The organism is Streptomyces azureus (assembly GCF_001270025.1).
Lineage (GTDB): Bacteria > Actinomycetota > Actinomycetes > Streptomycetales > Streptomycetaceae > Streptomyces > Streptomyces azureus.
In genome coordinates this window covers 139,219-155,779 of the sequence record NZ_DF968221.1, presented here as the reverse complement: position 1 = coordinate 155,779, position 16,561 = coordinate 139,219, and the positions used below count along the sequence as shown (strand labels likewise).

15 protein-coding genes and 1 riboswitch are annotated in these 16,561 nt (G+C 72.4%); of the genes, 9 read left to right on the top strand and 6 right to left on the bottom strand.

The window, feature by feature from the left end; genetic code table 11:
• The first annotated feature begins 6 nt into the window (after nt 1-6).
• The gene (locus tag AOQ53_RS08140; RefSeq protein WP_010046396.1) at nt 7-459 is read left to right on the top strand and encodes an Lrp/AsnC family transcriptional regulator; all 453 of its coding nucleotides are present in this window, start codon (nt 7-9) and stop codon (nt 457-459) included.
• A gap of 146 nt (nt 460-605) precedes the next feature.
• Nucleotides 606-1,814, top strand: coding sequence for an MFS transporter (locus tag AOQ53_RS08135; protein WP_059416297.1), 1,209 nt, complete (start codon nt 606-608; stop codon nt 1,812-1,814).
• On the opposite strand, the gene AOQ53_RS08130 is transcribed toward AOQ53_RS08135, so the two are convergent.
• The gene (locus AOQ53_RS08130; RefSeq protein WP_059416294.1) at nt 1,789-2,331 is read right to left on the bottom strand and encodes a hypothetical protein; all 543 of its coding nucleotides are present in this window, start codon (nt 2,329-2,331) and stop codon (nt 1,789-1,791) included. The two genes, AOQ53_RS08135 and AOQ53_RS08130, sit on opposite strands and share 26 nt — an antisense overlap.
• A 308-nt stretch (nt 2,332-2,639) precedes the next feature.
• Between AOQ53_RS08130 and AOQ53_RS08125 the strand changes: the two genes are divergently transcribed.
• Complete coding sequence (locus AOQ53_RS08125) at nt 2,640-3,428, top strand: carbon-nitrogen hydrolase family protein (RefSeq protein WP_059416292.1); 789 nt, start codon at nt 2,640-2,642, stop codon at nt 3,426-3,428.
• A 45-nt stretch (nt 3,429-3,473) separates the two neighbouring features.
• A complete protein-coding gene (locus AOQ53_RS08120; RefSeq protein ID WP_059416290.1) occupies nt 3,474-5,171 on the top strand; it encodes a flavin monoamine oxidase family protein in 1,698 nt (565 codons plus the stop codon).
• Between the two features lie 3 nt (nt 5,172-5,174).
• Here AOQ53_RS08120 and AOQ53_RS08115 read toward each other — a convergent pair whose 3' ends face one another.
• The gene (locus AOQ53_RS08115; protein ID WP_059416288.1) at nt 5,175-5,891 is read right to left on the bottom strand and encodes a DUF5995 family protein; all 717 of its coding nucleotides are present in this window, start codon (nt 5,889-5,891) and stop codon (nt 5,175-5,177) included.
• A 175-nt stretch (nt 5,892-6,066) separates the two neighbouring features.
• On the opposite strand from AOQ53_RS08115, the gene AOQ53_RS08110 reads away from it, so the two are divergent.
• Complete coding sequence (locus AOQ53_RS08110) at nt 6,067-7,200, top strand: glycoside hydrolase family 6 protein (RefSeq protein ID WP_059416286.1); 1,134 nt, start codon at nt 6,067-6,069, stop codon at nt 7,198-7,200.
• On the opposite strand, the gene AOQ53_RS08105 is transcribed toward AOQ53_RS08110, so the two are convergent.
• Together AOQ53_RS08105 and AOQ53_RS08100 are read right to left on the bottom strand one after the other, a co-directional pair.
• Complete coding sequence (locus AOQ53_RS08105) at nt 7,179-8,558, bottom strand: uracil-xanthine permease family protein (protein WP_059416285.1); 1,380 nt, start codon at nt 8,556-8,558, stop codon at nt 7,179-7,181. The genes AOQ53_RS08110 and AOQ53_RS08105 overlap by 22 nt on opposite strands.
• Nucleotides 8,559-8,659: 101 nt before the next feature.
• Entirely contained in the window at nt 8,660-9,865 is a 1,206-nt protein-coding gene (locus tag AOQ53_RS08100; protein WP_059416283.1) for an MFS transporter, read from the bottom strand.
• 167 nt (nt 9,866-10,032) lie between these two features.
• On the opposite strand from AOQ53_RS08100, the gene AOQ53_RS08095 reads away from it, so the two are divergent.
• The gene (locus AOQ53_RS08095) at nt 10,033-11,589 is read left to right on the top strand and encodes an ROK family transcriptional regulator (RefSeq protein ID WP_059416282.1); all 1,557 of its coding nucleotides are present in this window, start codon (nt 10,033-10,035) and stop codon (nt 11,587-11,589) included.
• A 14-nt stretch (nt 11,590-11,603) separates the two neighbouring features.
• Here AOQ53_RS08095 and AOQ53_RS08090 read toward each other — a convergent pair whose 3' ends face one another.
• Together AOQ53_RS08090 and AOQ53_RS47280 are read right to left on the bottom strand one after the other, a co-directional pair.
• On the bottom strand, nt 11,604-12,380 hold the full coding sequence (locus AOQ53_RS08090) for an SDR family oxidoreductase (protein WP_059416281.1): 777 nt from the start codon (nt 12,378-12,380) through the stop codon (nt 11,604-11,606).
• Nucleotides 12,381-12,520: 140 nt separating this feature from the next.
• Nucleotides 12,521-12,655 carry a hypothetical protein gene (locus AOQ53_RS47280; RefSeq protein WP_269085438.1) on the bottom strand — a complete coding sequence of 45 codons (135 nt, stop codon included), beginning with the start codon at nt 12,653-12,655 and terminating at the stop codon, nt 12,521-12,523.
• A gap of 1,073 nt (nt 12,656-13,728) precedes the next feature.
• Nucleotides 13,729-13,859: riboswitch (FMN riboswitch) on the top strand.
• Nucleotides 13,860-14,005: 146 nt separating this feature from the next.
• Between AOQ53_RS47280 and AOQ53_RS08080 the strand changes: the two genes are divergently transcribed.
• From AOQ53_RS08080 to AOQ53_RS08070, 3 genes are read left to right on the top strand one after another with little or no spacing between them, the layout of a single operon-like run.
• Nucleotides 14,006-14,614, top strand: coding sequence for a riboflavin synthase (locus AOQ53_RS08080; RefSeq protein WP_059416280.1), 609 nt, complete (start codon nt 14,006-14,008; stop codon nt 14,612-14,614).
• The gene (locus tag AOQ53_RS08075; protein WP_059416278.1) at nt 14,611-15,255 is read left to right on the top strand and encodes a nicotinamide mononucleotide transporter family protein; all 645 of its coding nucleotides are present in this window, start codon (nt 14,611-14,613) and stop codon (nt 15,253-15,255) included. Before AOQ53_RS08080 ends, AOQ53_RS08075 begins: the two co-directional genes overlap by 4 nt.
• Complete coding sequence (locus tag AOQ53_RS08070) at nt 15,252-16,541, top strand: bifunctional 3,4-dihydroxy-2-butanone-4-phosphate synthase/GTP cyclohydrolase II (protein WP_059416277.1); 1,290 nt, start codon at nt 15,252-15,254, stop codon at nt 16,539-16,541. The genes AOQ53_RS08075 and AOQ53_RS08070 overlap by 4 nt, the downstream gene beginning before the upstream one ends.
• Nucleotides 16,542-16,561 lie beyond the last annotated feature (20 nt).

Sequence of the window (16,561 nt, the reverse complement as noted above, 5' to 3'; positions counted from 1 at the left end):
CCCACTGTGCTGAACGATCTCGACGAACGCATCGTGCACGCCCTCGCCGAGGACGCCCGCCGCTCCTACGCCGACATCGGCCACATCGTCGGCCTGTCCGCGCCCGCCGTGAAACGGCGCGTGGACCGGCTGCGGGCCACCGGAGCCATCACCGGCTTCACCGTACGAGTGGACCCGGGCGCCCTCGGCTGGCAGACCGAGGGGTTCGTCGAGATCTACTGCCGGGGCAACACCTCCCCGGAGACCATCCAGCGGGGCCTGGAGCGCTACCAGGAGGTCGTGGCCGCGTCCACCGTCACCGGGGACGCGGACGCGATCGCCCAGGTCTTCGCCTCCGACATGCGGCACTTCGAACGGGTCCTGGAGCGGATCGCCGGGGAGCCGTTCGTCGAGCGGACCAAGTCCGTGCTCGTGCTGTCGCCGCTGCTGCGGCGCTTCTCGTCGGGTTCGCCCACCTGAAAACAGCGGCATGACCGCCCGGCCAGGCCTACCATCGGTGTCATGACCTGGCGACATTGATCCACCAGCCGCGCTTCCCGAGGGCCGCCTCGGCCGCCGTACGTACCGCACGTCCGGTGTCCGAACCGCCCTCTCGGGAAGGCCTCATGACTCTCTCACCCGCAGGCGTGCCCACTGCCGGTGTCCGCCGGCTGACGCGCACGCTGTACGGCTACGCGTTCCTCGAAGACTTCGTCCTGCTCTACCCGGTGTACGCGTTGCTGTTCAGCGACACCGGCCTGTCGGTCCGGCAGATCTCCTCCCTGTTCGTCTTGTGGTCGCTCACCGGCGTGCTGCTGGAGGCCCCCTCCGGCGCCTGGGCCGACGCCGTCTCCCGCAGGCTGCTGCTGTGGCTCGGCCCGCTGCTCACCGCCGCCGGCTTCACCCTGTGGACGCTCCTCCCGTCGTACGGGGCCTTCGCGCTCGGCTTCGTGCTGTGGGGCGCCGGCGGAGCCCTCGCCTCCGGCGCGCGTGAGGCCCTGGTCTACGACGAACTGGAGCGGCTCGGCGCGGCCGACCGGTACGCCCATGTCATGGGCCGGGCACGCGCGGCCGGTCTGGTGGCCGTCATGGCGGCGATGGGACTGGCCGGGCCGGTACTCGCCTGGGGCGGCCACACCGCCGTCGGCGCCGCGAGCGTGCTGGCGTGCCTGCTGACGGCGGCGACGGCGACCCGGCTCCCGGAACACCGCACTGCGGAGGCGGCGGGGCACGACGGCTGGACCGCGACCTTGAAGGCCGGGCTCGCCGAGGCCCGCGCCGACCGGTCCGTACGCGGAGCGCTCCTGCTGGTCCCGGCCGTCACCGCCGTGTGGGGCGCCCTCGACGAGTACACGCCGCTGCTGGTGCGGGACACCGGCGTGTCCGACACGCTGGTACCCCATCTGCTCCTGCTGATCTGGGCGGGTGCCATGGCCGGAGGCCTGCTGGCCGGGACGGGCGAACGCCTGCGCGCCAAGGGCCTCGCGGCACTGCTCGCGGGCGCGGCACTCGCCCTGGCCGTGGGCGCCGGTGCGGGCACCCTGGCCGGGATCGCCCTGGTGGCGCTCGCCTTCGGTGGTTTCCAGGCGGCGAGCGTGCTGGCCGACGTACGGCTCCAGCGGCGCATCGACGACGCGAGGCGGGCCACCCTCACCTCGCTCGCCGGACTGGGCACCGACCTGGCCACCGTCGCCGTGTACGGCGGCTACGCGGTGCTCGGCACGGCCGCGGGACACGGCACCGCCTTCGCCTGGTTCGCGGTGCCGTACCTGGTGACCGCGCTGCTGCTGGTGGCCAGGCCCTCGCCCGCTAGAGCTCGGGCTGCCAGGGAGTGACCGAGAAGTCGCCGGTGCCCTTCTCCACCTTCTCGAAGGGCGCCGAGCTGACGCACTTGGGCAGGTCCTTCGTGGCGACCGGGGTACCGGTCGTGGCCCAGCTGTAGCCGAGCCGGTCGCGGTGACCGGCATCGTGCACGGTGATCCCGACGCGCTTGCCCTTCGCACCGGGCAGGTCGGTGGAGGTGATGACACCGGAGACGACGGCCACCTTGCCGCCGGTGACCAGGCAGTCGACCTTCGCCTTCGCCCAGGCGCCCTTGCCGTTCAGGTAGTGGCTGTACTCGAAGGTGCCCGTGGCCTTCATAGGGTCGGCCGTGTCCTTCGCGGCCAGGTGCGCGTCGAACGCGAAGGTGATGTCGTCCCCGTCCGAGCGGTACAGCTTGGCCTTGCCGGTGAGTGAGGCGGCCTCGCGCTTGCTCTCGTGGGGTGCGGCGGCTCCGGCGGAGCCGGCCGCGGCGGCGACGGTGAGCAGCAGCGCGGAGCCGAGTAAAGCGGTCTTTGTACGGCGGTTCATGGCGGTCCTTTCCTCAGGTGACGCACGTCAACTGGACGCTCACCACTGTCCCGGCGCAGCGCCCGCGCCACATCGCACCGGGGACGGGACCCCGCCTCCGCCGCCCGGCGGGGGAACCCGCCCCAGCCTGCCTCCACGGGCGGACCGGACGTACGACCTGAGGCACCGCAACGAATCGCCGCGGACCCGGCGGCGAACGCAATGATCCGCTCACGGACGCGCAACGGCTGCTTCTTGTCCGGCCGGATCCGCCGACCGTACCGTCTATCCGACCCCCCGAAACCCCCGCGTACCGGTGAGGACCACGCATGCGCACCGCCCTGCTCCAGAGCTCCGGCCGTCCCGGCTCCACCGTCGAGAACCTCAAGGTCCTCGACGAGGCCGCGGGCCGGGCCGCCGCCGCGGGCGCCGGGCTGCTGGTCGCGCCGGAGATGTTCCTGACCGGGTACGCGATCGGCGACGACATCGCCCGGCTCGCCGAGCCCGCCGACGGCGACTGCGCGGACGCCGTCGCCGAGACCGCGACCAGGCACGGACTGGCGATCGCCTACGGCTACCCCGAGCGGGCCGGCGACGCCGTGTTCAACTCCGCCCAGCTGATCTCCGCCGACGGCGTCCGGCTCGCCAACTACCGCAAGACCCACCTCTTCGGCTGCTTCGAGCGCGACCACTTCACAGCCGGGGACCAGCCGGTCGTCCAGGCGGAGCTCGACGGTCTGCGCGTCGGGCTCCTGATCTGCTACGACGTCGAGTTCCCGGAGAACGTCCGCGCCCACGGCCTCGCCGGCACCGACCTGCTGGTCGTCCCGACCGCGCAGATGCACCCGTTCCAGTTCGTCGCCGAGTCGATGATCCCGGTGCGGGCCTTCGAGAACCAGATGTACGTCGCGTACGTCAACCGGGTCGGCCGGGAGGGCGAGTTCGAGTTCGTGGGGCTGTCCACGCTCGCCGGGCCCGACGGGGTCGCCCGCACCCGGGCCGGGCGCGCCGAGGAGCTCGTCCTCGCGGACGTCGACCCCGCCTTCCTCGCCGCGTCGCGCGAGACCAACCCGTATCTGCGGGACCGGCGCCCGGGCCTCTACGGGCCGCTCGTCTGACACCCCCCGCACCTGTCTGTTTCCTCTGCAAGGAGTCCGTACCCCATGACGTCCACCGTGCCCAACGCCGTCGAGCACGCAGACGCGCAGCAGCCGCCGATCACCATGTTCGGCCCGGACTTCCCGTACGCGTACGACGACTTCCTCGCCCACCCGGCGGGTCTCGGGCAGATACCCGCGACCGAGCACGGCACTCAGGTCGCGGTCATCGGCGGCGGCCTGTCCGGCATCGTCGCCGCGTACGAGCTGATGAAGATGGGCCTCAAGCCGGTCGTGTACGAGGCCGACCGGATCGGCGGCCGGCTGCGGACGGTGGGCTTCGACGGGTGCGACGACTCCCTCACCGCCGAGATGGGCGCCATGCGCTTCCCGCCGTCCTCCACCGCCCTCCAGCACTACATCGACCTGGCCGGCCTTCAGACGCGGCCCTTCCCCAACCCCCTGGCGGAGGCCACCCCGTCGACCGTCGTCGACCTCAAGGGCGAGTCGCACTACGCCGAGACGGTCGCCGACCTGCCCCAGGTCTACCGGGACGTCGCCGAGGCCTGGAACCGGTGCCTGGAGGAGGGCGCCGACTTCTCCGACATGAACCGGGCCCTGCGCGAGCGGGACGTCCCGCGCATCCGCGAGATCTGGTCCCGGCTCGTCGAGAAGCTCGACAACCAGACCTTCTACGGCTTCCTCTGCGACTCCGAGGCGTTCAAGTCCTTCCGGCACCGCGAGATCTTCGGCCAGGTCGGCTTCGGCACGGGCGGCTGGGACACCGACTTCCCCAACTCCATCCTGGAGATCCTGCGCGTCGTCTACACCGAGGCCGACGACCACCACCGCGGCATCGTCGGCGGCTCCCAGCAACTGCCGCTGCGCCTCTGGGAGCGCGAGCCGGAGAAGATCGTCCACTGGGCTTACGGGACCTCGCTCGCGAGCCTCCACGAGAACCGTGAGCCCCGCCCGGCCGTCACCCGCCTGCACCGCACCGCAGGCAACCGCATCACGGTGACCGACGCGCACGGCGACATCCGCACCTACCCGGCGGCGATCTTCACCGCACAGTCCTGGATGCTGTTGTCGAAGATCGACTGCGACGACTCGCTCTTCCCGATCGACCACTGGACGGCCATCGAGCGCACCCACTACATGGAGAGCTCCAAGCTCTTCGTGCCGGTCGACCGCCCGTTCTGGCTGGACAAGGACGAGGAGACCGGGCGGGACGTCATGTCGATGACGCTCACCGACCGCATGACGCGCGGGACTTATCTCCTCGACAACGGCCCGGACCAGCCCGCCGTCATCTGCCTCTCCTACACCTGGTGCGACGACAGCCTCAAGTGGCTGCCGCTGTCCGCGAACGAGCGGATGGAGGTCATGCTGAAGTCGCTCGGCGAGATCTATCCCAAGGTCGACATCCGCAAGCACATCATCGGCAACCCGGTGACCGTCTCCTGGGAGAACGAGCCCTACTTCATGGGCGCGTTCAAGGCCAACCTGCCCGGCCACTACCGCTACCAGCGGCGCCTGTTCACGCACTTCATGCAGGACCGGCTGCCTGAGGACAAGCGCGGCATCTTCCTCGCCGGCGACGACATCTCCTGGACGGCCGGCTGGGCCGAGGGCGCCGTCCAGACCGCCCTCAACGCGGTCTGGGGCGTCATGCACCACTTCGGCGGCACGACCGACCCGGCCAACCCGGGGCCCGGCGACGTCTACGACGAGATCGCGCCCGTCGAACTGCCGGAGGACTGAGGACTAACGAGACTCGAGTCGCGGTTCGGGCAGGGGCGTGAGCAGCATGCGCCCAGCGAAGCCCACCGCCGTGTCCAGACGGTCGGTGAACTCCTCGGCGACGTCGGGGAGTCCGCGCAGCGCCCACAGGGCCCGGGCCGCCGTCCAGGTGGCGTCCCGGGCGCGCTCCAGGCTCCAAGCGCCGAGCAGATGGGTCAGCGGGTCGGCGATCTGGAGGAGGTCGGGGCCCGGCATCAGATCTTCGCGGATGCGCTCCTCCAGCGAGACGAGGAGATCGCCCACCGCGTCGAACTCGTCCTCCAGGTCGGCGGGTGCGCAGTCGAGCGTACGGCAGGTGTCCACGACGGCCAGCGCGAGATCGTGCCCGATGTGCGCGTTGATGCCCGCGAGCGCGAACTGCAGCGGACGTACCCCGGGATGGCGGCGGAACTGCAACAGCGGCCGCCAGCAGGCCGGCGGGCGCCGCTCGTCGGCCACCGCCTCGACGGCCTCCAGGTACCGCTGCGCGAACCGTACGTCCAGCGTGATCGCGGCGTGCGGGTCCGCGAACCGCCCGGTGTCGACGTACCGGTCCACCACTTCCGTCACGGCGAGATAGACGCGGTTGAAGACGGCCACCCCGTCCCGGGGGTGCAGGGTCGCGTCGAGGGCGCGCATACGGGAGATGACTCCGTCGACCGGAGTGTCCACGGCTGGGGGGACTTGTTCGCATCGCGGCATGCGGGCAGAGTCCCAGCTCTAGGCTGGCGGGAGTACCGGCGGGCCCGGCGCTTCCCCGAAACGGGGGAACGCAGCCCGCCGCAGGGGGAGGGGGAGCAGCACCGTGTCAGGCTTACGTGCCCAGCGCCTGGCCGCCCGCAGGGCCGAGCGCAGGCGCGCCGCCCGGCGTGGCGTGATGGTCGTGGCGGCCTCCGTCGTGGTCGCGACCGGCGCGGTCGCCGGGGTGCTGTCCGCCTTCGACGACCGGCGCGGCCCGGACCAGGCCAGGCGCCCCGAGGTGTCCGCATCGCCCCGCATGGCGCCCCTGCCCGCGGTGCCGTCGGCGTCCCCGTCGGCCACCGAGTCCGCTTCCCCGACGCCCGTCATCTCCGCGCCCAGGGCGCCGAGCCCCACGCCGTCGCCGTCGAGGACGCGGAAGATGCGGGAGCGGACCACCCCCGTGAGCCCTCGGCTCTACCGCCACCCCGACTCCCAGGTGCTCGACTGGGTCCAGGCCCACTCCGGCGATCCCCGCCACGCGGTCATCGCCTCCCGTATCGTCGACCAGCCGGCCGCCGTCTGGTTCGCCGACTACTCCCCGGACACGCTCACCGCCCGGGTCGCCGCCGTGACGTCGGGCGGTGCCGCACAGGGCCGGGTGCCCGTCGTCGTGCCCTACGCGATCCCCGGCCGGGACTGCGGCGGATACTCCCAGGGCGGGGCGCCCGACCTGGACGCGTACGACGCGTGGATCGACCGGTTCGCCGACGGGCTGGGCTCCGGCGAGGTCATCGTCGTCCTGGAGCCGGACTCGGTCGCCCAGGCCGAGTGCCTGTCCGCCGGTGAACGCGCGGACCGCTTCGCCTCGCTGGCCCGGGCCGGACGCGTCCTGAAGGCCGCCAACCCCCGGGCACGCGTGTACTTCGACGCGGGGCACTCGGGCTGGAACGCGCCCGGCAAGCAGGCGGCGTGGCTGCGGCAGGCCGGTGCCGCCTCGCCCGAGTCCTCCGACGGGATCTTCAGCAACGTCTCCAACTTCCACACCACGGCCGACGAGGTGGCCTACGACCGGCGGGTTCTCGACGCGCTGGGCGGCCCGGCGAGCCTGGGCGCCGTCATCGACACCAGCCGCAACGGCAACGGCGCCCCGCCCGACGGCACGTGGTGCGACCCGGCGGGGCGCAAGCTCGGCCGGACACCGACCCTCAGCACCGGCGAGGACCGGATCGACGCCTACCTGTGGGTCAAGCTGCCGGGGGAGTCGGACGGCTGCAAGGGCAAGCCGGGGACCTTCACGGCGTCGTACGCCTACGACCTGGCCTCGTCGTAGGAGCTGGTGCCCTCGTCCAGCAGTGGCCGCTGCGTCTTCAGGTGGGCCGGGGCGAAGGCCCGCAGCGCGTGGTAGCCGGTGATGACGACGATCGTGCCGAGCGCGATGCCGCTCAGCGAGAAGGTGTCCGTGATCTGCATGGAGACGTTGCCGACGCCGATGATGATGCCGGCCGCCGCCGGGACCAGGTTCAGCGGATTGCGCAGATCCACCTCGGCGTTGATCCAGATCTGGGCACCGAGCAGGCCGATCATGCCGTACAGGATGACGGTGATGCCGCCGAGCACACCGCCCGGGATCGCGGCGACGACCGCGCCGAACTTCGGGCAGATGCCGAAGAGCAGGGCGAAGCCGGCGGCGGCCCAGTAGGCGGCCGTCGAGTAGACGCGGGTCGCGGCCATCACGCCGATGTTCTCGGAGTACGTGGTGTTGGGCGGGCCGCCGACCGCGGTGGACAGCATCGAGCCGACGCCGTCGGCCGCGATCGCCGTGCCGAGCTTGTCGTCCAGCGGGTCGCCGGTCATCTCGCCGACGGCCTTGACGTGCCCGGCGTTCTCCGCGACCAGGGCGATGACGACCGGCAGGGCGACCAGGATCGCCGACCAATCGAACGACGGGCCGTGCAGGGTCGGCAGCCCGATCCAGTCCGCCCGGCCCACGCCGGAGAGGTCGAGCCGCCAGTGATCGGTGAGCTTGCCGCTCGCGTCCACCGAGTGGATCTTTCCGAAGACCAGGTCGAAGACCCAGGAGATGCCGTACCCGAAGACCAGCCCCAGGAAGATCGCGATCCGGGACCAGAAGCCGCGCAGACAGACGACCGCCAGCCCGGTGAAGAGCATCACCAGCAAGGCCGTCCACTGGTCCTGCGGCCAGTACGTCGAGGCCGTCACCGGCGCCAGGTTGAAGCCGATCAGCATCACCACCGCGCCGGTCACGATCGGCGGCATCGCGGCGTGGATGATCCGCGCCCCGAACCGCCGCACGGCGAGCCCCACCAGGAACAGCGCGGCGCCGACGACGAGGACCGCGCCGGTGACGGTGGCGCTGCTGCCGCCCTGGGCACGGATGACCGCCGCCACGCCGACGAAGGACAGCGAGCAGCCCAGGTAGCTGGGGACGCGGCCGCGGGTGGCGAGCAGGAACACGACGGTCGCGACGCCCGACATCATGATCGCCAGGTTGGGGTCCAGGCCCATCAGGACCGGGGCCACGAAGGACGCCCCGAACATCGCCACCACGTGCTGGGCACCCAGCCCGGCCGTGCGGGGCCAGGAGAGCCGCTCGTCGGGGCGGACCACGGCGCCGGGCGCCGGGGTGCGTCCGTCGCCGTGCAGTTTCCACCGGACGCCGAGATCCATGGTGCGGTTCGCTTTCGTCGTGCGTGCGAGTGTCCGGACCATTGTCGGGGTGCGTCGGAAGCGCTGGTGACCGGGGCTGCCCGGGTCGGCCGGGCGTCCGTTCAGGGCCGCGGGTCGGGGACCGTCGCGTCCGGCCGGTTGATCTTCGGCCGGTCGCCGGGGCGCAGCACGGGCGCGAACGCCACCAGACCGCAGGACAGCAGCGTCACCAGAGCGAACGACACCATCAGGCTGGTCGCCTGCGCCAGCATGCCGATCGCGCTCGGCGCGATCAGGCCCGAGGTGTACGTGATGGTCGCGACGCCCGCGATGGCCAGGCTCGGGTTGGAGCCGCTGCGGCCCGCCGCCGCGAAGCACAGCGGTACGACGACGGCGATCCCCAGCCCCATCAGCGCGAACCCGGCCATCGCCACCGCCGGCTGCTCCGCCACGACGATCAGCAGCCCGCCGAGGACGGCGAGCACACCGCTCGCGCGCACGGTGCGCACGGCGCCGAAGCGGTCCACGATCCGGTCGCCGGCGATCCGGGCGATGGCCATGGTGAGCGTGAAGCCCGTCGTGCACGCCGCCGCGAGACCGGCCGAGGTCTGAAGCTGTTCGCGCAGATAGACCGCCGACCAGTCCAGGCTCGCGCCCTCGGCGAACACCGCGCAGAAACCGATCGCGCCGATGAGCAGCGCCGACCGGGGCGGCAGGGCGAACCGCGGCGGCGGATCCTCGTCCTCGGCGGGCTGGAGGTCGAGCACCCACTGGCAGGACAGCACGCCGACGACGGTGAGGACCGCGGCGGCCAGGACGTGGTGCAGCCGGGCGTCCGAGCCGAGGTGCGCGGCGAGTGTGCCGGCCGCCGAGCCGACCAGGGCGCCCGCGCTCCACATGCCGTGCAGCCCGGACATGATCGACCGGCCGAGGCGGTTCTCGACCTCGACGCCCAGCGCGTTCATCGCCACGTCCGCCATGCCCGCCGTGGCGCCGTAGGTGAACAGGGCCAGGCAGAGCGTGAGCAGGTTCGGGGCGAGGGACGGCAGGACCAGCGACAGCGTCCACAGGGCGATCAGTCCGCGCAGCGCGTTGCGGGCCCCGAAGCGGTGGCTGACGCTGCCGGCGAGCGGCATCGCGACGGACGCGCCGAGCGCGGGGAAGGCGAGTGCGATCCCCAGCTGTCCGGCGCTGACGCCTGCGTGGTCCTGGATCCACGGCACCCGGGTGGCGAACGAGCCGGTGACGGCGCCGTGCACGGCGAACACGGCGGCCACGGCGTACCGCGACCGCTTCACCTCGCGCTGTTCGTAGACCACGTTGCTCATTCTCCGGCCCCGTCCTCTCCTGGTCTTCCCGCTCGCGCCGCGTCTCCACGTCCATGGCGTGCGTCAGCGCGCGTAAACTATCAGGAACCCTGCCTGATAGATAAGGGGATTACCGGCTGGCCGGAGCACACGGCCGTGCGGCCCCACAGATCTGGAAGGATCCCGGCATGCCCGCATCCCCGAGCACCGCCCGGGCCATCAACGACCGGCTCGCCCTGCGCCTGCTCCAGCAGGAGGGCCCGCTGACGGCAGGGCAGTTGAAGCAGCTGACCGGCCTGTCCCGGCCGACCGTCGCCGACCTCGTCGAACGCCTCACCGCCGCCGGGCTGATCACGGTGGTCGGCGAGGCGGGGGAGCAGCGGCGCGGACCCAACGCCAAGGTGTACGGCATCGTCGCCGGCCGAGCGCACCTCGCCGCGCTGGACATACGCACCGAGGGCGTCGCCGTGACCGTCGCCGACCTGGTGGGACATGTGCTGGCCGAGGCGTCGGCGCCCATCGGTGATGACATGGGCACGGGCCTCGCCGTGGAGCAGGCGGTCGGGCTGGTCGAGCGCGTGGTGAAGGAGGCCGGCGCCGACCGGCTGCACACCGTCGGGATCGGGGCGCCCGGCCTGATCGACCCGGCCAGCGGCGAACTCCGCGACTCCTCCGGGCTGCCGGAGTGGCACCGCCGGCTCGTCGCCGCCCTCCAGGAGCGGTTGCCCGAGGCCCGGGTGAGCGTGGAGAACGAGACCAACCTCGCGGCGCTGGCGGAGCAGCGTGACGGGGCGGCCCGGGATCGGGACACCTTCGTCCTGCTGTGGCTGGGCCACGGAACCGGTGCGGCGGTAGTCCTCGACGGCGCGCTGCGGCGCGGTGCCTCCGGCGGCACCGGCGAGATCGGCTTCCTCCCGGTCCCGGGCACGGCCGCGCTGCCCTCCTCGACGGACTGCGAGGGCGGCTTCCACTCCCTGGCCGCGTCGGGCGCGGTCGTGGACCTCGCGGCGCAGTGCGGGGTTCCGGCGGAGCCGGGGCAGGAACCGTCGGCCGTGGGGGTCGTACGGGCGGCGGTCGCTCTGGTGCGGGCGGCGGTGCGCGAAGTGCGGGGGGCGGAGACGGGGACGGGGGTGTCCGGGACCGCGTGCGAGGGCGAGGTGTCCCGGTCTGCGGGCGGGGGCGGGGGGCCCGGGTCTGCGGGCGACGGTGAGGGGCTCGGGTCTACGCCCGGGTGCGAGGCGTCCGGGACCGCGTGCGAGGGCGAGGTGTCCCGGTCTGCGGGCGGGGGCGAGGGGCCCGGGTCTGCGAGCCACGGTGAGGGGCTCGGGTCTACGCCCGGGTGCGAGGCGTCCTGGTCTGCGCGCGAGGGCGAGGTGTCCCGGTCTGCGCGCGGGGCCGATGCGTCCGTGTTCCCGAGAGCCGTCCCCGCTGCGTCCCCGAGAGCCGTCCCCGCCGCCCGTTTCCTCGACGCCCTCGCCGACCGTCTCGCCGTCGGCGTCGCCTCGGTCGTCGCGATCCTGGACCCCGGTTGCGTGGTGCTCGGCGGCGAGGTCGGCCAAGCGGGCGGCGACGAACTCGCCGCCCGCGTGCAGGACCGCATCGCCCGGATGACCCCCCTGCCCACGGAGGTGCGGACGACCACACTCGGCGGCAGCGCCGTACTACGCGGCGCCCTCCTCACGGCCCGCGACCGCGCCCAGGAGGAACTCTTCACCCCGGGGGAGCGGCCCGTACAGCGGTGGTAGGCCGGCCCCGGGTGTCACGCCCGGGGCCGCCCGCTGCCCGCCCGCGCCTGCTCGCCCCCGTACCGCCGCGCCAGGTACTCCTCGAACGTGCCCGTGCCGGTCGCCCGCTGCGGCGTCAGGTGACCACCGCTGCGGAAACCCCGGTACGCCGCGCCCCACAGCGGCACGTTCACGACCGCCTGGCGCCGGCCGGCCGCCTTCAGATAAGCGCGGGCCAGGGACTCGAGCGTCCGCACCTCCGGCCCGCCCATGTCCTCGACCCGCCCAGCCGCCGCCCCCGCCGCCAGCCCGGCCAGCCGGTCGGCCACCTCGGCCACCTCGACCGGCTGGTCCCGGACACCGGCCGGCAGGAACAGGACCGGCAGCTTCGACAGCCCTTGGAGCAGCGTGACGAGCAGGTCGTTGAACTGCGTCGCCCGCAGCACGGTCCAGTCGAGCCCCGACGCCTCGACCAGCCTCTCCACCGCGAGCTTGCTCCGGTAGTAGGGGAACGGCACCCGGTCGATACCGACGATGGAGATGTAGACGAGGTGCCGCACACCGGCCCCGCGCGCCGCGCCGATCAGCTTCGCCGCGGCCTGCTCGTCGCCCTTCGGCGACGACGCGCAGTGCACGATCGTGTCCACACCGGTGACGGCCGCGTCCAGCGCGGCACCGCCCTCCCGCAGGTCGACCGCGTACGGCTGGGTGTGCCGGCTGAGCACCCGCACCTCGTGCCCGTCCGCGCGCAGCCGCTCGGCGACGAGCCGGCCGAGCGTTCCGGTGCCGCCGGTCACCAGAATCGTGGTCATGCTGTTCAGTCCCTTCGGACGCCGACGCTCCCGGACGGAGCGCCCCTCTGCAACTGAGACCGGACAGCCCCTGCCGGATGTGACAGACCCGCCCGGCGATCCGCGACCCCGCCCGGCGATCCCCCGACCGCCCGGCGGCCCTACGGCCGGGTGAGGTGACGCCGCGCGAACACCAGCTTCTCCGGGTTGACCACGGCCCGCACCCCCACGACCAGCCCGTCGCGCACCTCGAACGCCACCCGGCCGACGAGCGTGTCGTGCCGCCCAGGTGGCAAGCCCCGTCGCACCGTTGACCTCGGCGACGGTGAACTCCAGGCCCTCCGTGTACTTCGGGCCCCCGCTCGCCAGGAACCGGGCGGCCCTGGGCCCGCCCTCGATCGGCCACCGGGCCGCGGTGACTTTCCCGTCCCGTCGCTCCACCAGGTGGCGTCGGCCGCGAGCAGCTTCTCCAGCCCGGCCGGGGCGCCGTCGCGGGCCGCCGTGACGAACGACGTGGCCAGTTCCTCCTGCCGCTCGGACGCGGCCTCGAACCGGGCCTGCCTCTCGCCCCCCCCGCCGGTACAGCTGGCGGCAGTTGGCCTCGCTCAGATCCAGCACCCCGGCGATCTCCCGGTGCGCGTACCCCAACGCCTCCCGCAGCACGTACACCGCCCCCCACTGCCTCAGGGGCGTGGGAGGTGCCCCCCAGGTCGGCGTGAGCCGCTCCAGGAGCACCAGCAGAGCCATCGCGACACGGCGTCCCGCTGCTCGGCCGACTCCAGCGGGCCGAGCGTGCCGTCCGTGGTGATCACCGGCTCGGGCAGCCAGGTCCCGGCGTACCGCTCGCGCCGGGCCCGGGCGGAGGCCAGCCGGTTCAGACAGAGATTGGTGACGACCTTGGCGAGCCAGGCCGCCGGATGCTCGATCCGCCGCGGTCGCCGCGCGCCGCTGGAGCGCAGAAACGCGTCCTGGAACAGCGTCCTCCGCCTCCTCCTGGGATCCCAGCAGCCGGTAGGCGAGCGAGAACAGCCGGGGCCGGTGGGTCTCGAACTCGTCGGCGAGCGCGGTGGTCATACGCCTCACCCTCAGAACACCGTCCATGCGGCGTGGGAAGGCCCGACGGCGGGCAAGGGCCGTCGCCACCGCCGCCGGGCCGGTCTGCGCAGATGTCACATGACCCTAGAAAGGACTAGACCACAGCGTCAATAGGTGCGTACCAACCCCGGCTCCGTCAAGGGTGGACGCCGACGCGGGAGTTGGATCGCCCCGTCGCGCTCGGGAAGGGTGGTGACACGTTCTGTGAGGCACCCCACACCATTCGCCCGTCTGGACGTCGATCAGGCGTGGCACACTGGCCATGTATCAGTAGCAGCGCACTCCGGGGTCGGTGAAAGTCCGAACCGGCGGTTACAGTCCGCGACCCGGTCGCCTCCAGCGGCCGGTTGACCAGGTGAAATTCCTGGACCGACGGTTAAAGTCCGGATGGGAGGCAGTGCGCGGCGAGCGGGCATACATGCGCGCTGCCGAAGAAGTCCGTCCTCCGGGGCGGACTCCGTCCGGCGTCGTTCCTGGTGTCCTCGCTCGTATCCTCTGTCGTCATCGACAGCCCCGGAGTCCGTGCCCGAAGAGGCAGGAGGACCCGGGAAGTGTTCACCGGAATCGTCGAAGAGCTGGGCGAGGTCACCGCCGTCGAGACCCTCGACGACGCCTGTCGCTTCCGCCTGCGAGGCCCCGTCGTCACCCAGGGCGCGAAACACGGCGACTCCATCGCCGTCAACGGCGTCTGCCTCACGGTCGTCGACCACGAGGGCGACGAGTTCACCGCCGACGTGATGGCCGAGACCCTCAACCGCTCCAGCCTCGGCGCGCTCAGGGCCGGCTCCCGCGTCAACCTGGAGCGCCCCATGGCCGTCGGCGAACGCCTCGGCGGGCACATCGTGCAGGGCCACGTGGACGGCACCGGCGAGATCCTGGAACGCAAGCCGTCCGACAACTGGGAGATCGTGAAGATCTCCCTCCCCGCGGACCTCACCCGGTACGTCGTCGAGAAGGGCTCCATCACCGTCGACGGCATCAGCCTCACCGTCGTCGACGCCGGCCCCGACTACTTCACCGTCAGCCTCATCCCCACCACCCTCGACCTGACCACACTCGGCCACAAGCAGCCCGGCGACCCGGTCAACCTCGAGGTGGACGTCATCGCCAAGTACGTCGAGCGGATGCTGGGCGACCGTGCGCAGGGGGCGGCCAAGTGAACTGGCTCAACTCCGAGGCATTCACGCTCTTCGGCCAGCACATCAAGTGGTCGGACATGATCGGCAACGTGATCGGCCTGGTCGCCCTCACCCTCGGCTGGCGCCGCTCCATATGGACCTGGCCCGCCCAGTTCGTCTCCGGCCTCATCCTCTTCACGGCCTTCGCCACCGCGCACCTCTCCGGCAGCGCCGGCAAGCAGATCGTCGTGATGCTCGTCGCCGCCTACGGCTTCTGGCAGTGGAACCGCGGCCGCCAGCAGGCCCAGGACGGCTCCATCGCCGTACGGTTCGCCACCTGGCGCGAGCGCGGGGTGCTGGCCGGCGCGGCCGCCCTCGGCACCCTCGCTGTCGGCGGCCTGTTCACGGCCTTCCCGACCCTGTCCTGGGACCCCTGGCCGGACGCGTACATCTTCGTCGGCACGATCGTCGCGATGTACGCCCAGGCCCGCGGCATGGTCGAGTTCTGGTTCGCCTGGCTGCTGGTCGACCTGGTCGGCGTCCCGCTGAACTTCGCCAACGGCTTCGCCTTCTCCGGCTTCGTCTACGTCATCTACGGCGGGCTCGTCCTGTGGGGCCTGCGCGACTGGTGGCTGCGCTCCCGCGCGGCAGCGCAGCCCGCCCTGGAAGGAGCGCCGGCATGAGCACGGCACCGATCCTGTACGGCACCGACGGCTTCGAGGACTTCGCGCTCGACCCGGTCGAGCAGGCCATCGCCGACATCGCGGCCGGCCGCCCGGTCGTGGTCGTCGACGACGAGGACCGCGAGAACGAGGGCGACCTCGTCATCGCCGCCGAGAAGGCGACCCCCGAGATCGTCGCCTTCATGATGAGCGAGTGCCGCGGCCTGATCTGCGCCCCCATGGAGGGCGAGGAGCTGGACCGGCTGAAGCTCCCGCAGATGGTCCAGGACAACACCGAGTCGATGAAGACCGCGTTCACGGTCTCCGTCGACGCCTCCGCCGCGCACGGCGTCAGCACCGGCATCTCGGCCTCCGACCGTGCCACCACGCTCCAGTTGCTCGCCGACGGCATCTCCGGGCCCGACGACTTCGTCCGCCCCGGCCACATCTTCCCGCTGCGCGCCCGGCCCGGCGGAGTCCTGACGCGCAACGGCCACACCGAGGCCGCCGTCGACCTCGCCCGTCTCGCGGGCCTGCGCCCGGCCGGCGCGATCGTCGAGATCGCCGGTGAGGACGGCACGATGCTGCGCCTGCCCGAGCTGATCCCCTTCGCCCGCAAGCACGGCCTGACGATCATCTCCATCGAGGACCTGATCGCCTACCGCCGCAGCAGCGAACCCACCGTCCGCCGCGAGGCCAGGACCCAACTGCCCACCGCCCACGGCACCTTCACCGCCTACGGCTACCGCTCCACCGTCGACGGCGTCGAGCACGTCGCCCTCGTGCACGGCGAGATCGGCGACGGCGACGACGTCCTGGTCCGCGTCCACTCCGAATGCCTCACCGGCGACGTCTTCGGCTCCGCCCGCTGCGACTGCGGCCCCCAGCTGGACGCCTCGCTGGCCCGCATCCAGGCCGAGGGCCGGGGAGTCGTGGTCTACCTGCGCGGCCACGAGGGCCGCGGCATCGGCCTGATGTCCAAGCTGCGCGCCTACGAGCTGCAGGAGCAGGGCCACGACACCCTCGACGCCAACCTCGAACTCGGCCTGCCCGCCGACGCCCGCGACTACGGCGCCGGGGCGCAGATCCTCGCCGACCTGGGCGTGCGTGGGGTCCGCCTGCTGACCAACAACCCCGACAAGACCGACGCGCTCATCCGCCACGGCATCGCGGTCAAGGCCCGCGTGCCGATGCCCGTGAGCGCCGGCGAGCACAACCTCCGCTACCTGCGCACCAAGCGGGACCGGATGGGCCACGACCTGCCCTGGCTCGACACGACCACCGTGCCGGCCTGCGGCAACCAGTAAGACAGCACAGCAAGTCAGCA

Coding starts and splice junctions, on each gene's coding strand:
- AOQ53_RS08135 (WP_059416297.1), top strand. CDS start 606: ATGACTCTCTCACCCGCAGGCGTGCCCACTGCCGGTGTCCGCCGGCTG.
- AOQ53_RS08130 (WP_059416294.1), bottom strand. CDS start 2,331: ATGAACCGCCGTACAAAGACCGCTTTACTCGGCTCCGCGCTGCTGCTC.
- AOQ53_RS08125 (WP_059416292.1), top strand. CDS start 2,640: ATGCGCACCGCCCTGCTCCAGAGCTCCGGCCGTCCCGGCTCCACCGTC.
- AOQ53_RS08120 (WP_059416290.1), top strand. CDS start 3,474: ATGACGTCCACCGTGCCCAACGCCGTCGAGCACGCAGACGCGCAGCAG.
- AOQ53_RS08115 (WP_059416288.1), bottom strand. CDS start 5,891: ATGCCGCGATGCGAACAAGTCCCCCCAGCCGTGGACACTCCGGTCGAC.
- AOQ53_RS08110 (WP_059416286.1), top strand. CDS start 6,067: ATGGTCGTGGCGGCCTCCGTCGTGGTCGCGACCGGCGCGGTCGCCGGG.
- AOQ53_RS08105 (WP_059416285.1), bottom strand. CDS start 8,558: ATGGATCTCGGCGTCCGGTGGAAACTGCACGGCGACGGACGCACCCCG.
- AOQ53_RS08100 (WP_059416283.1), bottom strand. CDS start 9,865: ATGAGCAACGTGGTCTACGAACAGCGCGAGGTGAAGCGGTCGCGGTAC.
- AOQ53_RS08095 (WP_059416282.1), top strand. CDS start 10,033: ATGCCCGCATCCCCGAGCACCGCCCGGGCCATCAACGACCGGCTCGCC.
- AOQ53_RS08090 (WP_059416281.1), bottom strand. CDS start 12,380: ATGACCACGATTCTGGTGACCGGCGGCACCGGAACGCTCGGCCGGCTC.
- AOQ53_RS08070 (WP_059416277.1), top strand. CDS start 15,252: ATGAGCACGGCACCGATCCTGTACGGCACCGACGGCTTCGAGGACTTC.